At 60.4% G+C, this 13,055-nt stretch carries 14 protein-coding genes; 3 read left to right on the top strand and 11 right to left on the bottom strand.

All coding sequences use genetic code 11. The annotated features are described in order from the left end of the window. Window positions 1-40: 40 nt before the first annotated feature. The gene (locus tag AC3ITA_RS13300; RefSeq protein ID WP_489280571.1) at window positions 41-388 is read left to right on the top strand and encodes a hypothetical protein; all 348 of its coding nucleotides are present in this window, start codon (window positions 41-43) and stop codon (window positions 386-388) included. A gap of 67 nt (window positions 389-455) precedes the next feature. After that, window positions 456-1,598 (top strand): PQQ-dependent sugar dehydrogenase, encoded by a 1,143-nt coding sequence (locus AC3ITA_RS13305; RefSeq protein ID WP_489280573.1) that lies wholly within the window; start codon window positions 456-458, stop codon window positions 1,596-1,598. 55 nt (window positions 1,599-1,653) lie between these two features. Here AC3ITA_RS13305 and AC3ITA_RS13310 read toward each other — a convergent pair whose 3' ends face one another. Both AC3ITA_RS13310 and eco read right to left on the bottom strand, forming a co-directional pair. Continuing rightward, window positions 1,654-1,989: a DUF2834 domain-containing protein gene (locus AC3ITA_RS13310; protein WP_150672462.1), complete on the bottom strand. Its 336-nt coding sequence runs from the start codon at window positions 1,987-1,989 to the stop codon at window positions 1,654-1,656. A 112-nt stretch (window positions 1,990-2,101) separates the two neighbouring features. Then, window positions 2,102-2,584 (bottom strand): serine protease inhibitor ecotin, encoded by a 483-nt coding sequence (gene eco, locus AC3ITA_RS13315; protein WP_095945639.1) that lies wholly within the window; start codon window positions 2,582-2,584, stop codon window positions 2,102-2,104. A gap of 277 nt (window positions 2,585-2,861) precedes the next feature. Here eco and AC3ITA_RS13320 point away from each other — a divergent pair, with 277 nt between their 5' ends. Continuing rightward, window positions 2,862-3,128 carry a DUF1652 domain-containing protein gene (locus AC3ITA_RS13320; protein ID WP_095945640.1) on the top strand — a complete coding sequence of 89 codons (267 nt, stop codon included), beginning with the start codon at window positions 2,862-2,864 and terminating at the stop codon, window positions 3,126-3,128. Here the strand turns inward: AC3ITA_RS13320 and AC3ITA_RS13325 are convergent. From AC3ITA_RS13325 to AC3ITA_RS13365, 9 genes are all read right to left on the bottom strand, one after another. Then, window positions 3,125-3,520 carry a hypothetical protein gene (locus AC3ITA_RS13325; protein WP_095945641.1) on the bottom strand — a complete coding sequence of 132 codons (396 nt, stop codon included), beginning with the start codon at window positions 3,518-3,520 and terminating at the stop codon, window positions 3,125-3,127. The two genes, AC3ITA_RS13320 and AC3ITA_RS13325, sit on opposite strands and share 4 nt — an antisense overlap. Window positions 3,521-3,611: 91 nt before the next feature. Beyond that, window positions 3,612-3,878 (bottom strand): DUF2790 domain-containing protein, encoded by a 267-nt coding sequence (locus tag AC3ITA_RS13330; protein WP_095945642.1) that lies wholly within the window; start codon window positions 3,876-3,878, stop codon window positions 3,612-3,614. Window positions 3,879-4,180: 302 nt separating this feature from the next. Beyond that, complete coding sequence (locus AC3ITA_RS13335) at window positions 4,181-5,125, bottom strand: carbohydrate kinase family protein (protein ID WP_414927577.1); 945 nt, start codon at window positions 5,123-5,125, stop codon at window positions 4,181-4,183. A gap of 6 nt (window positions 5,126-5,131) precedes the next feature. After that, window positions 5,132-6,637 (bottom strand): xylulokinase, encoded by a 1,506-nt coding sequence (gene xylB, locus AC3ITA_RS13340; protein ID WP_095945644.1) that lies wholly within the window; start codon window positions 6,635-6,637, stop codon window positions 5,132-5,134. 146 nt (window positions 6,638-6,783) lie between these two features. Beyond that, complete coding sequence (locus AC3ITA_RS13345) at window positions 6,784-8,256, bottom strand: mannitol dehydrogenase family protein (RefSeq protein ID WP_150672465.1); 1,473 nt, start codon at window positions 8,254-8,256, stop codon at window positions 6,784-6,786. 16 nt (window positions 8,257-8,272) lie between these two features. Next, window positions 8,273-9,376 carry an ABC transporter ATP-binding protein gene (locus AC3ITA_RS13350; protein WP_095945646.1) on the bottom strand — a complete coding sequence of 368 codons (1,104 nt, stop codon included), beginning with the start codon at window positions 9,374-9,376 and terminating at the stop codon, window positions 8,273-8,275. Window positions 9,377-9,565: 189 nt separating this feature from the next. Beyond that, window positions 9,566-10,396, bottom strand: a complete 831-nt coding sequence (locus AC3ITA_RS13355) for a carbohydrate ABC transporter permease (protein WP_150672466.1) — start codon at window positions 10,394-10,396, stop codon at window positions 9,566-9,568. An 8-nt stretch (window positions 10,397-10,404) separates the two neighbouring features. Continuing rightward, window positions 10,405-11,331, bottom strand: coding sequence for a carbohydrate ABC transporter permease (locus AC3ITA_RS13360; protein WP_489280577.1), 927 nt, complete (start codon window positions 11,329-11,331; stop codon window positions 10,405-10,407). Between the two features lie 153 nt (window positions 11,332-11,484). Further along, window positions 11,485-12,795 carry an ABC transporter substrate-binding protein gene (locus AC3ITA_RS13365; RefSeq protein ID WP_489280579.1) on the bottom strand — a complete coding sequence of 437 codons (1,311 nt, stop codon included), beginning with the start codon at window positions 12,793-12,795 and terminating at the stop codon, window positions 11,485-11,487. Between the last annotated feature and the right edge of the window lie 260 nt (window positions 12,796-13,055).

A 13,055-nucleotide genomic window follows, 5' to 3' on the forward strand; every position in this document is an offset into this window, starting at 1 on the left:
TATCGAAGTCCTTATCCACGCGGATGCAGGGAGGTACCCCATGAACCGATACGTGTTTGGCGCCATTGCACTGGCCTTGAGTGGCGTACTGGGCTCCTTGGTCCAGGCCGACGTCTCTGCTTCGTTGCAGTTGACCCAGAATCTACCGGGCAGCACCAACAACAACCCTTACAACAGTCCGATTCACCGGGCCAATCCCAACAGCATGCAAGGCACTCAACCCAGTGCCCCAACCATACGCGGACCCAATACCGTGCCGGTCCCGCGCCCGCCGACGCTGGACAACGGTGGCATCGGCAATCGCTACCCCGACCGGACAGCGCCCGCCGGCCCGCCGAAATTCATTACCAACCCGCCCCCTAGAGACACCGGTTCCAGCAACCTTTGAGTGGCAGGCATGACGACTGGCCGCTACTTTTCAGCAAGCCTCATTTTCATCGGAAAAGGAATCCTGCATGTTGCGTAAAAACTTTTTGGCAACCCTCTGTGCCAGCGTATTGATCAGCGCCACTGCCCCTGCGCCGGCCCAGACGATGAAAAGCGAAGACGGCACCCTTGAAGTCACCCCCATCGTGACGGGATTGGAACACCCCTGGGCCCTGGCATTCTTGCCGGACAGCAAAAACATGCTGGTGACCGAACGACCCGGCAACCTGCGGCTGGTGACCGCCGACGGCAAACTGTCGGCACCGCTCAATGGCGTACCCAGGGTCTGGGCCAAGGGTCAGGGTGGATTGCTCGACGTGGCGCTGTCGCCGGATTTCAGGCAGGACCGGATGGTCTATCTGTCCTATGCCGAAGGTGACGATAAAGGAGACAAGGCCGGCACTGCGGTGGGCCGTGGCCGGCTCTCCGACGATATGACGGCGCTCAAGGATTTCCAGGTGATCCTGCGTCAGGAACCCAAACTCTCGGTCGGCAACCATTTTGGCTCGCGGCTGGTGTTTGATCGCGACGGCTATCTGTTCGTGACCCTGGGGGAAAACAACGACCGTCCGACCGCCCAGGACCTCGACAAGCTGCAAGGTAAAGTGGTGCGAATCTACCCGGATGGCACGGTGCCCAAGGACAACCCCTTTTTCGGCCAGGCCAACGTGCGCCCGGAGATCTGGTCCTACGGGCAGCGCAACCCGCAAGGCGCGGCGCTCAACCCGTGGAACGGCACGTTGTGGGAAAACGAACACGGCCCTCTGGGCGGCGATGAAGTCAACATCATCGAGCGCGGCAAGAATTACGGCTGGCCGCTGGCGACCCATGGCATCAACTACTCCGGTCAACCGATTCCCGAAGCCAAGGGTGAGACCGTCGAAGGCACCGTCGCCCCGAACCACGTCTGGGAAAAATCCCCGGGCCTGAGTGGCATGGCGTTCTACGATGCCGATCGTTTCAAAGTCTGGCAGCGCAACGTGTTTATCGGCGCATTGGTCAGCCAGGAACTGATCCTCCTGGAGTTCGATGGCGACAAGGTGATACACGAAGAGCGCTTGCTCGGGGATATGAAAAAACGCGTCCGCGATGTGCGGCAGGGGCCGGACGGCTATTTGTATGTTTTGACCGATGAGGAGAACGGCGGGTTGTACAAGGTGGGTTTGAAGTAGTCAATCGTTGCTGCGGTCTGCAGCCGTCGTGGCGGCTGCAGCGCGGGTATTCGGGTCAGATCTGCCGAGTCGCGGCAACGGGTCTCTTTCGATCCTGAAACCCGCGTACCACCAGATAGAACAATGGCCCAATCGAAACAAACACTGCTGTGATCAGTAGATAAGGCACAACCGAAAGCGCCGACTGCCCGCGCTTTCGCGCATCCTGGTACATCCAGAGCCCCGCAAGCGTTGCAAGCAGATAAAGATCGATCACCACCTGTGCAGTATCGGGGCGTGACATCAGGCTGATGCCGAAATCGATCAGCGATTGTTCGGCCTGGAGCATCACCGAAACCGTGTAGCCGGCAAAAGCGATCAAGGCGATAAGGGGCAGGGCGATGGTTTTCATGTTTTCCTTCCTTGGGCAATGAATAGAACCGGTAGCCTATAGCGACCACCGCAAACCTGCCATTGACTTGCCGAGCGCGCCGCGTTGAGTGGCGCCCCGGCATGATGCCGGGTTATTCCTGCACGGCTTTCTCGACCTTGGTCGACGCCGACCAGATTCGGTAGCGCACTTCGATGTCCTTGGGTACGTACAGCACCAGCGGCAGTTTGCTGTTGTAACGCAGCAGGAAGCCGTCACCGACCACCGGTACAAAACCCTGTTTGCTGGTGCCGGCCGGGCAAGCCATCAGCGTGCTCATCGGGCCAATGACTTTTTCCAGGCGGTAGAACGGGTAGCCCCAACCCTCGAGGTTCTTCTCCTCGAGAATGCCGCCCAGACGCGGGTTATTGCAGTCTACGGTCATCGTCTTGCCGGCCAGGATCTCGACCTGCAAGTCGTTTTCCCGGGTCTGTGGCGCGAGGTGGATCACTTGGCGGGTAAACCCGCTTTCGGCCTTCGGATAGGGTGCGGTGTCTTCGAGTTTGGCGGCGTGCGCCACGCCGGCAAGCCCCAGTGTGACCAGCGCCGTGCAAGCGTTAACGGTCAAAGAATTCATGATGCCTCCTTGCTTGAAGTGAAGGGCGGCATTTTCACTGTCGTGTACAGCGAATGCAAATCCGGGATGCCCAGTGTGCAAATTGCAGGGTCGCCAGGGTCTATAATTGCAAATTGCATGACAGGCTTTACAGGTAACTCGCCGGACCCTTGAATTAACGATGAACTGCACAACGAAGTTCACGGCATGTTTTATGCTGTAGCTGTTCTTGAAGCTTGCCGGGATTTCAAATGAGCGAGCATTGATCGTCGGCAGTTTAATAAAGGAGGGAGTCGCCATGTTTCTTTCTGCCTTGGAAATTCGCAATATCATCGAAAGCAGTTTTCTGCCCAAGCGCTGCCAGTGCACCCTTTCACCGGATCTGTCGATGACCGTCAAGGTCTATGCAGACGGGCAAACCGATCAGCTCGATCTATTGGTCACTGGCATCGATGCCTCTGGACTCAATGGTTGCCGGGAAATAAACGAATTGATTGCCCAACTGCGTTCCAGACAACCTCACGTCGAGGTCGAACCGCACTCTATGCAGGGCAAAGCACTCTAGCCTGCTGTTTCGGGTTCCAGGGACACGCGCCGGGTCTGGAAGAACGCCAGGCCCAGCGCCAGTTCAAACCCCACCGCCAGCAAAATCCCCGGCCCGACATGGCCACTGATCCATTCGGCAAAACCCAGCACGGCCAATCCCCAGCTGCCGACGACGAAGCCGAGGCTCAGCGCATTGCGGGTCGCACAGGGGGGCGCGTTGCGAACCAGAAAAGAGAACACGCTCAACGCCCCAAACAGCACGGCGGTGCGTCGCGCGACCAATCCCACCGCGAATGAAAACTCAATGTCCCAGAACGACAACAACCATTGCGGTGTCAGGCCCCAGACCAGGCTCAGCACCAGACATATGGCGGCGGTAAACATCGACAACGTGCGAAACGACAACTGCATGGCCAATCCTTGCGGGCAGAGAGGGAGGCGCTAGAGCATAGCGCCGCAACCCTCAAAGGAATACCGCCAAGTGCCAAATCAGACTTTTCAGTCAGCCCTGGTTCTCGCAAGCGTCGGAAAGTTTGCGGTAGGAAATTTCTGCGGGTTTTCCCGAGTCATCGATGTACTTCATCTCGGCCGTCACCACTTTGCACTCCAGGGTGTCCGGCTCGGAAAGTGAAATCACTTTGCTGACATGCAATGGCATGCCGTAGTGATAGGGCACGGCTTGAGAGGTGGTGGTGTCATTGGCCTGAGCCAGGCCGGCAAACGCGGTGCAGGCGAGGGCGGCGGTAACCAGCAGGGTGCGAGTGTTCATCAGCGATCTCCGGTGCGGACGGAATGTCAGTTCGATGTGTCGCTTGTCGAACTTGCCGCACTGGGCGTCAGAACAGTCTGAGGGCGTGCGGTCCAGTGAAGTGTTGGATCGCACGGTTAAGCGAGGGTTAACCCGGCTGAACACCGCCTGTCGCGGGTGCGCGATCCTGTGTATCAGTTAAGACCATCGGGCGCCTGATGGAAAGTCATCGCGAACAAGGGTGGACACATGCTGTGAACGATCCGCAACCCTGTGGGAGCGAGCTTGCTCCGGGCGGCGATCCGACGATGAGGCCCTCGAACTCAGCGCAAATCCAGTTGCTGGCGATAAGGCAAATCCGGCCCGGTCTTGCTGCATGTCAGCGCCGCCGCCTGCACCGCGAACTTCAGCATGCTGTCGATCTGCTCGCGGCCAAGTTGCTTCACACCCTCCACTGAATCCAGCTGCTGTTCGGTCAACCAGGTAATCAGCGCCGCCTGAAAGGTATCGCCCGCGCCCACGGTGTCGGCGATTTTTACCCCACAGGCAGGAGTCGACCACGAACCGTGAGCCCGGCTGAACACACTCGCGCCTTCGCCACCCCGGGTCAGGAATACCAGCTGACAGCGGTGCTGCAACCAGCCTTCGATCACCCGCGCCGGGTCCTGGCCGGGGTACAACAGATGCAGGTCCTCGTCGCTGACCTTGATCAGGTCGGCCAGCTCCACCAGCGTCGCGATCCGTTTACGCCACAGGTCAATGTCCGGCTCCGGATTCAGGCGTACGTTAGGATCGAGGCTGATCAGGCGCTTGCCGCTTTCCCGGCGCACCAATGCCAATAGCGTGTCGGCAATCGGCTGCACCACCAGGGAAAACGAGCCGATATGCAGGCCGCGTACTTCAGGCCCGAGTGCCGGCAGGTGTTCCGGTTGCAATTGCCGATCCGCGCAGCCTTCGCCACGGAAGCTGTACTGCGGCGAGCCATTGGTTCCCACGGCAACCATCGCCAGGGTGGTCGGCGCGGCAAAATCCAGCAGGTAGTCCTGGCACACGCCTTCATCCAGCAACACTTGCAGCAGGCGCCGGCCCAGGTAGTCGGTGGATAACCCGGCCAACAGCGCCGCGTCCACGCCCAACCGGCGCAAGCCCACCGCCACATTGAATGGCGAGCCACCGGCAATGGCTTTGAAGTTCACTTTGGACGCCTGACCGCTGGCGTCGTTTTCACTGAAAAAATCAAACAGCGCTTCGCCACACACCAGGTACATAGTTGATCACTCTTTAATTAGGGTTGCGACTTGCTGTCGATAGCGTTCATACGCCTGCTGGCAGGCTTGCACATTGTCGGCGACCGGCAGGGTTTCACTGGCCGGGTCGAGTTTCACGCACCGCTCGCACAATTGCGCCAGGCTGTCTTCGCGCCCGTTCGCCCGGGAGACGCACCAGGCCGCCTGAATCGCCGCACCCAGGGCCGCGGCCTCGCTTTGTTCGGTGCAGATCACCGGTGTATTCATGGTGTCGGCGACAATCTGCCGCCAGACAGCGCTTTTCGATCCACCGCCGATCAGCCGAATGCTGCGGCTTTGTAAGCCATTGTTGCGTAGCAGGTCCAGTCCGTAACGCAAACCGAACGTCGTGCCTTCGACCACCGCGCGGCACAGGTTGGCCCGGGTCAGGTTGGTCATGGTCAAACCCGACAGGCTGGCACTGGCATGGGGCAGGGCGGGCACCCGCTCGCCGTTGAAGAATGGCAGCATGCAAACGCCTTCGGCACCGATCGGCGCCTGGGCAACGAGCTCGTTGAACTGATCGATGTCGAGGTCCAGCAGTTCACGGATCAGGCCGGTGGCATTGGTCAGGTTCATGGTGCAGATCAATGGCAGCCAGCCGCCACTGGAAGAACAGAAGGTGGCAACCACGGCATCTGCGGCAACGTTCGGTTGATCGGCGTAGGCGTACACCGTGCCCGACGACCCGAGGCTCATGGTGATTGCACCGGGCTGGATGTTGCCGGTACCGATGGCGCCCATCATGTTGTCGCCGCCACCGCTGCAGATCAGGGCCTTCGGGTTGACGCCCAAGTGTTCGGCGATGCCCGTTCGAATGGTGCCGACTGCCTGGGGTGCCTCGATCAGCTCCGGCAGCGCGGCTTGCAGGCGTCCGCTGGGGTCTATGTCACGCAACAATTGCACATCCCACTGGCGCGTACGCACGTTGAAATACCCGGTGCCCGAGGCATCGCCGTATTCGCTGCAACTGCGGCCGGTGAGCCAATGGTTGAGGTAATCGTGGGGCAGCAAGATGTGGGCGATCCGGGTGAAGACCTCGGGATGCTGCTCTTTGGTCCATAACAGCTTGGAGACGGTGTAGCCCGGCGCGATGACCACGCCGAGGCGTTCCAGCGAACCCTTTTCGCCACCCAGGTGGGCCAGCAGTCGGTCATTCTCCGGGGTGGTTTCGGTGTCGCACCAGAGTTTCGCCGGGCGCAACACCTTGCCCTGATCGTCGAGCAGCACCAGGCCGTGTTGCTGGCCGGAGACGCCAACGCCTTGAATCGACAGACCATCGACTTTGGCCGCGAGCAAGGCGCGGCGGGTGGCGGTGGCGAAGGCTTCCAGCCACTGCTGGGTGTCCTGTTCGCGGCGACCATCAGGGCCGCTGATCAGGTTATGGCTGGCGGCTCCCTGGCCGAGCACTTCACCACTGGCCGCGTCGAGGATGATGGCTTTGGTGCCCTGGGTGCCGCAGTCGATGCCGAGGAAGAGTTGTCGAATTGTCATGCAGGATCCTTGGATATCAGTAAACCCTCTTCGCGAGCAGGCTCGCTCCCACAGGGGGCTGAGGTGATCATCCGTTTTGCGGTTGAAACACAGTCAATGTGGGAGCGAGCCTGCTCGCGATGACGGCAGTTGCTACACCACCGACCTCAAGCCAGCACCCGCTCCAACGTCCGCGACACCCCCACCTCGCGCAAGCTGTTGCAGCACCACTCAAACGCCGCGACAAACTCCGGCGAGCGCGCAATGGCCGTACCGAAAATCTCCTCGACCGCCAGCAAACGCTGGGTAATCAGCACATCATCGGCCACCAGTGCCTGGCAGAACGCTGCCCGTGGATCCGCAATCGAGTAGGTCTCGCCATGCTCATCCACGCCTTTGAGGTACAGCGCCCATGCCGCCACCACCAACGCCGCGCGCTTGGTCTCGCGGCCATCGGCGATCAAGCGGTTGATGGTCGGTACGGTGAATTTCGGAAACTTCGACGAACCGTCCGAACACACCCGTTCAAGCTGATCGGCAATCGCCTGATTGGAAAACCGCGCCACCAGGGTGTTCTTGTACTCGGTCAGGTCGATTCCCGGCACCGCCGGCAGTTGCGGTGTCACGTCCAGGTCCATGTAGGCGCGCATGTAGCGCACGAACAGCGGGTCGTTCATGGTCTCGTGGACGAAGCGGTAACCCTTCAGGAAACCCAGATACGTCAACGCCAAATGACTGCCGTTGAGCAACTTGATCTTCATTTCTTCGTAGGGCGTGACGTCGTCGGTGAATTGCACGCCGACCTTTTCCCAGGCCGGGCGACCGTTGACGAACCTGTCTTCCAGCACCCACTGCGCAAAGGGTTCGCAGACCACCGGCCAGGCATCGTCCACGCCATGCTGGTCCGCCAGTTGCAGGCGATGAAGGGTGCTGGTCATTGGTGTGATGCGGTCGACCATGGCGTTGGGGAAACTGACGTTGGCGTCGATCCAGTCGCGCAATGGGTGGTCGTGCAAGGCGGCGAAGGCCAGCAGGGCCTTGCGGGTGACGTCGCCGTTGTGCGGCAGGTTATCGCAGGACATCAGGGTGAAGGCCGCTGTGCCAGCGGCGCGACGCCTGGCCAGTGCGGCACAGAGGAAACCGAATACGGTTATCGGGGCGCCAGGGTGCGCCAGGTCATGCTGGACCTGCGGCAAGTGCGCCATGAACTCGCCGCTGCTGTCGTCGATGCAGTAACCGCCTTCGGTAATGGTCAGCGAGACGATGCGGATCTCGGGGCTGGCCAGTTTGTCGATCAATGCCTGGGCACCGTCTTCGGCCAGCAGCATGTCACGGATGGCGCCGATCACCCGCACTTCGGTGTCGTCGCTATCGCCGAGTTCGTACAGGGTGAACAGGAAGTCCTGATCCTTGAGGTCGTCACGGGCGCGGCGGTCTTCAGCACGCAGGCCGACACCGCAGATGGCCCAGTCCCGGCCTTCGCCGGTATTCATCAAGGCGTCGGTGTAGTACGCCTGATGGGCACGGTGGAAACCGCCGACCCCGATGTGCGCGATGCCTTGGCGGGTGTCGCCCAGGGAGTAGGCGGGCAAGACCACTTCAGGGGCGAGGCGGCTGAGGTTTTGTTGGTTCAGTTTCATCGCAGGCTCTCTGAAATCAGGCGGCAACGCGCAGCGGGCGGGTCAACGCCACGCCGTCGGCATCGAATAAATGGCAGTGTTGCGCATCCAGATGCAGGCTCAGGGTTTCACCGTAGCGGCTGGCCAGATCGCCGCGAACGCGCAGGGTCAGCGCTTCGCCGGATGCCGTCCGGACGTGGCAGAAGGTGTCGCTGCCCAGGCGTTCGCTGACATCGGCGGTGACCTGCAAGGTGCAGTCACCGGGCTTGGCCAGTTCCAGATGTTCCGGGCGAATGCCCAGCGTCACCGCACTCCCGACGCTCAGGTGCCTGCCGCTCAAGGGCAGGTTGATACGGGTTCCGGCATCCAGCTGGACTTCACAGCCCTGGCTTTCAATGCGGGTGACCTTGCCCTTGAGGAAGCCCATTTTCGGCGTGCCCAGGAAACCGGCGACGAACAGGTTGGCCGGCTGGTGATAGAGGTCCAGTGGCGAGCCGACTTGCTCGATCTTGCCGCCATTGAGTACGACCACTTTGTCGGCCATGGTCATCGCTTCGACCTGATCGTGAGTCACGTAGATCATCGTGGCTTGCAGTTCCTTGTGCAGGCGCAACAGTTCCAGACGCATCTGCACCCGCAGGGCGGCATCGAGGTTGGACAACGGTTCGTCGAACAGGAAGATTTTCGGGTTGCGCACGATAGCCCGGCCAATCGCCACGCGCTGGCGCTGGCCGCCGGACAGTTGCTTGGGCTTGCGCTCCAGCATCGGCCCCAGTTCGAGGATGCGCGCCGCTTCGCCGACCTTCTTCTCCACTTCGGCTTTCGCGACGCCGGCCAGGTCGAGGGCGAACGACATGTTCTTGCGCACGCTCATGTGCGGGTACAGGGCGTAGGTCTGGAACACCATCGCCAGGTCGCGCTTGGCCGGGCTGACTTCGGTGATGTCGCGGCCGTCGAGTTCGATCGTGCCGCCGCTGACTTCCTCCAGCCCGGCGATCAGCCGCAACAGCGTGGATTTGCCGCAGCCCGACGGGCCGACGAAGACCACGAACTCCTTGTCGTTCACTTCAAGGTCGATGCCCTTGATGATGGAAAAACCTTCGAAGCCTTTTTGCAGATTCTTGATTTTCAGGTTGGCCATGGTGATGGGCCTCCGTTTGTTTTTATTCAGATTGAGCCGAGCAGGCTTTTCTGTAGGAGCGAGCTTGCTCCGGGCGGCGTTCCGACGATGAACGTTCAGGCGACGCATTCTTCCAGTCAGCCAGCGTTATCGTTCATGTCCATCGCGAGCAGGTTCGCTCCCACAGGGATCGTGTCGGGGCGGCGATCTTCATTTAACGGCGCCGAACGACAGGCCGCGCACCAGTTGTTTCTGGCTGATCCAGCCGAAGATCAGGATCGGCGCACAGGCCAGGGTCGAGACGGCCGACAACTTGGCCCAGAACAGCCCTTCGGGGCTCGAGTACGAAGCGATCAATGCGGTCAGTGGCGCGGCTTTCGACGAGGTCAGGTTCAGCGACCAGAACGCCTCGTTCCAGCACAGGATCAGCGACAGCAGCACCGTGGATGCCAGGCCGCCCTTGGCGATGGGCAGCAACACCCGGAGCATTTCCTGGGCCAGCGTTGCGCCGTCCAGCCGTGCGGCTTCGAGGATGTCCCTGGGGATGTCCTTGAAGTAGGTGTAAACCATCCAGACCACGATCGGCAGGTTGATCAGCGTGTAGATCACGATCAGCGCAATGCGCGTATCGAGCAGGCCGAAACTCTTGGCCAGCAGGTAGATCGGCATCAGCACGCCCACCGGCGGCAACATCTTGGTGGAAAGCATCCACAGCAGCGTGCCTCGGGTGCGTTGGGTTTCGTAGAACGCCATGGAGTAGGCCGCCGGCACCGCGATCAGCAGGCACAGGGCCGTGGCGCTGAAGGAAATCACCACCGAGTTCCAGGCAAAGCTGAAATAGTCGCTGCGTTCGTTGATGTGCAGGTAGTTCTCCAGCGTCGGCATGAAAATGAACTGCGGCGGCGTGGCGAAGGCATCGATTTCGCTCTTGAAACTGGTCAGCACCATCCAGAAGATCGGGAAGAAAATCACGATCGCGATGGCCCAGGCCAGCGTACCGAGCAATAGGCTTTGCAGGCGACGGGATTGTTGAAGAGTCATGGCGGGCCTCAGGCTTTGTCGGTCAGGTTTTTGCCGATCATTCGCACCAGAATGATCGCGGCGATGTTGGCGATGACCACGGCGATCAGGCCGCCCGCCGAGGCCATGCCGACGTCGAACTGCACCAGCGCCTGGTTGTAGATCAGGTAGGCGAGGTTGGTCGAGGCGTAGCCGGGGCCGCCGTTGGTGGTGGTGAAGATTTCGGCGAACACCGAAAGCAGGAAGATGGTTTCGATCATCACCACCACCGCAATCGGCCGCGCCAGGTGCGGCAGGGTCAGGTGCCAGAAAATCGCGACGGGCCCGGCACCGTCCAGGCGTGCTGCTTCTTTCTGTTCCTGGTCGAGGGACTGCATGGCGGTCATCAGGATCAGGATCGCGAAGGGCAGCCATTGCCACGAGACAATGATGATGATCGACAGCAGCGGATAGTGCGCCAGCCAGTCCACCGGTTGCGCGCCGAACAGCTTCCAGACGTAGGCGAGAATCCCCGACACCGGATGGAAGATCAGGTTCTTCCAGATCAGCGCGCCCACCGTGGGCATGATGAAAAACGGCGAGATGAGCATCACCCGCACGATGCCGCGACCGAAAAACTCACTGGCCTCCAGCAATGCACTGATCAGTACGCCGAGCACCACACTGATCAACAGCACACTGCCCACCAGCAGCAGCGTATTGGTGGCGCCGGGCAGGAAGCCCGAGTCGGTGAGGAAGTAGGTGAAGTTCTCCAGCCCGACGAACTCGTTTTCGCCGGGGTTGAGCAGGTTGTAGCGAATCATCGAGAAGTAGACGGTCATGCCCAGCGGCACGATCATCCACAACAGCAGCAAGGCCACCGAAGGGCTGACCAGAAACCAGCCGGGATTGGTCACGCGGCTTTTGCGCTGCGGTTGGGCAATGTCCATGTGAGCTTTTGCAGTTGATGTATTCATGGTGATCAGAACCGAGTCATACAGACTTATGGATATCCACTGTAGGAGCGAGCCTGCTCGCGATAGCGCTGGATCAGTCACCCACAATGTTGAATGGGAGCCCGTCATCGCGAGCAGGCTCGCTCCTACAGAAGGCAGGAGCGAGCTACGGGCTTACTTGGGATAACCCGCGCGCTTCATTTCGCGTTCGGTGGTTTGCTGGGCCGCCGCCAGCGCCTGGTCAACCGTGGTCTGGCCGATCAACGCCGCCGAGAAGGATTTGCCGACCTGGGTACCAATGCCCTGGAACTCGGGAATGGTCACCAGCTGGATGCCGATGTACGGCACAGGCCTGGCGCCCGGCTTGCTCGGGTCCGCGGCCTTGAGCGATTCCAGCGTGACCCTGGCGAACGGCGCGGCGCTCAAGTACGCCTCGCTGTAGGTCGAGGCCCGGGTGCCCGGCGGCACGTTGGCGATGCCGTCTTTTTCCGCGACCAGTGCGCCGTATTCTTTGGATGTGGCCCAGGCACTGAAGGCTTTCGCCGCGTCCTTGGCCTTGGAACTGGTCGGAATGGCCAGCGCCCAGGAGTACAACCAGGCCGAGCCTTTGTCAGTGACCTGATGTGGCGCATAGGTGAAGCCGACGTGATCGGTGACCTTGCTCTGGGATTTGTCGGTGACGAACGAACCGGCGACACTGGCATCGACCCAGATCGCGCATTTACCGCTGTTGAACAACGCGAGGTTTTCATTGAAGCCATTGCTCGACGCCCCCGGCGGGCCGGATTTCTTCATGGTGTCGACATAGAAGTTCAGCGCGTTTTTCCATTCGGGGCCGTTGAATTCCGGCTGCCACGTTTCATCGAACCAGCGCGCGCCATAGGCGTTGGCCACGGTGCTGATCAGCGCCATGTTCTCGCCCCAGCCGGCCTTGCCCCGCAGGCAGATGCCGTACTGTTCCTGCTCGGGTTTGTTCAGTTTGGCGGCGAATTCACCGATCTGCTCCCAGGTCGGGCGCTCGGGCATGGTCAGGCCGGCGTCCTTGAACAGGTCGGTTCGGTAGTAAGTGATCGAGCTTTCGGCGTAGAACGGCAGGGCGTACAGCGAGCCTTTGACCGACAGGCCTTCGCGCACCGACGGAAACACGTCGTCGAGGGCATAACCATCCGGCAAATCCTTCATTGGCTCCAGCCAGCCCTTGGCTCCCCAGAGTGCGGCTTCGTACATGCCGATGGTCAGTACGTCGAACTGCCCACCCTGGGTGGCGATGTCGGTGGTCAGGCGCTGGCGCAGGACGTTTTCTTCGAGGACCACCCAATTGAGCTTGATCTGCGGATGCTCGGCCTCGAAGGTTTTCGAGAGCTTTTGCATGCGGATCATGTCGCTGTTGTTGACGGTGGCGATGGTCAGTGTCTGTGCGCCAAGGCTGACGCTACTGAGGGTCATGCAGGTGAGGGCAAGCAGAGCTTTTACCGAAGGTTGCATCGTGCACTCCTTTTCTGCACCCGGCGGGAAACAGAAGGACAGTTATTGTTTTTGTGTCTTCCTGCGCAGGGAAGAATCTGTGCTGATTACATCCTTCAATGAAGGGCGATACAAATCATCCGTCGCACCTTGATCGATACTTTTTTGCACTGAGGTTTTTGGTGGTAGACACAGCGAAGGGCTTTTCAGCGATGAGGCGGTATTGAATCCGTACAGGTTTTAAGCTCGAAAACAGGTCGTAACCTGTGGGAGCGAGCAGG

The sequence above is a fragment of the Pseudomonas sp. GL_090 genome (assembly GCF_057837765.1).

What these genes read in the sequence shown, in the direction of transcription:
- AC3ITA_RS13360 (WP_489280577.1), bottom strand. Translation starts at nt 11,331, where the DNA reads ATGAATACATCAACTGCAAAAGCTCACATGGACATTGCCCAACCGCAG.
- AC3ITA_RS13355 (WP_150672466.1), bottom strand. Translation starts at nt 10,396, where the DNA reads ATGACTCTTCAACAATCCCGTCGCCTGCAAAGCCTATTGCTCGGTACG.
- AC3ITA_RS13325 (WP_095945641.1), bottom strand. Translation starts at nt 3,520, where the DNA reads ATGCAGTTGTCGTTTCGCACGTTGTCGATGTTTACCGCCGCCATATGT.
- AC3ITA_RS13330 (WP_095945642.1), bottom strand. Translation starts at nt 3,878, where the DNA reads ATGAACACTCGCACCCTGCTGGTTACCGCCGCCCTCGCCTGCACCGCG.
- AC3ITA_RS13300 (WP_489280571.1), top strand. Translation starts at nt 41, where the DNA reads ATGAACCGATACGTGTTTGGCGCCATTGCACTGGCCTTGAGTGGCGTA.
- AC3ITA_RS13320 (WP_095945640.1), top strand. Translation starts at nt 2,862, where the DNA reads ATGTTTCTTTCTGCCTTGGAAATTCGCAATATCATCGAAAGCAGTTTT.
- AC3ITA_RS13310 (WP_150672462.1), bottom strand. Translation starts at nt 1,989, where the DNA reads ATGAAAACCATCGCCCTGCCCCTTATCGCCTTGATCGCTTTTGCCGGC.
- AC3ITA_RS13305 (WP_489280573.1), top strand. Translation starts at nt 456, where the DNA reads ATGTTGCGTAAAAACTTTTTGGCAACCCTCTGTGCCAGCGTATTGATC.
- AC3ITA_RS13365 (WP_489280579.1), bottom strand. Translation starts at nt 12,795, where the DNA reads ATGCAACCTTCGGTAAAAGCTCTGCTTGCCCTCACCTGCATGACCCTC.
- AC3ITA_RS13335 (WP_414927577.1), bottom strand. Translation starts at nt 5,125, where the DNA reads ATGTACCTGGTGTGTGGCGAAGCGCTGTTTGATTTTTTCAGTGAAAAC.
- eco (WP_095945639.1), bottom strand. Translation starts at nt 2,584, where the DNA reads ATGAATTCTTTGACCGTTAACGCTTGCACGGCGCTGGTCACACTGGGG.
- AC3ITA_RS13350 (WP_095945646.1), bottom strand. Translation starts at nt 9,376, where the DNA reads ATGGCCAACCTGAAAATCAAGAATCTGCAAAAAGGCTTCGAAGGTTTT.
- AC3ITA_RS13345 (WP_150672465.1), bottom strand. Translation starts at nt 8,256, where the DNA reads ATGAAACTGAACCAACAAAACCTCAGCCGCCTCGCCCCTGAAGTGGTC.
- xylB (WP_095945644.1), bottom strand. Translation starts at nt 6,637, where the DNA reads ATGACAATTCGACAACTCTTCCTCGGCATCGACTGCGGCACCCAGGGC.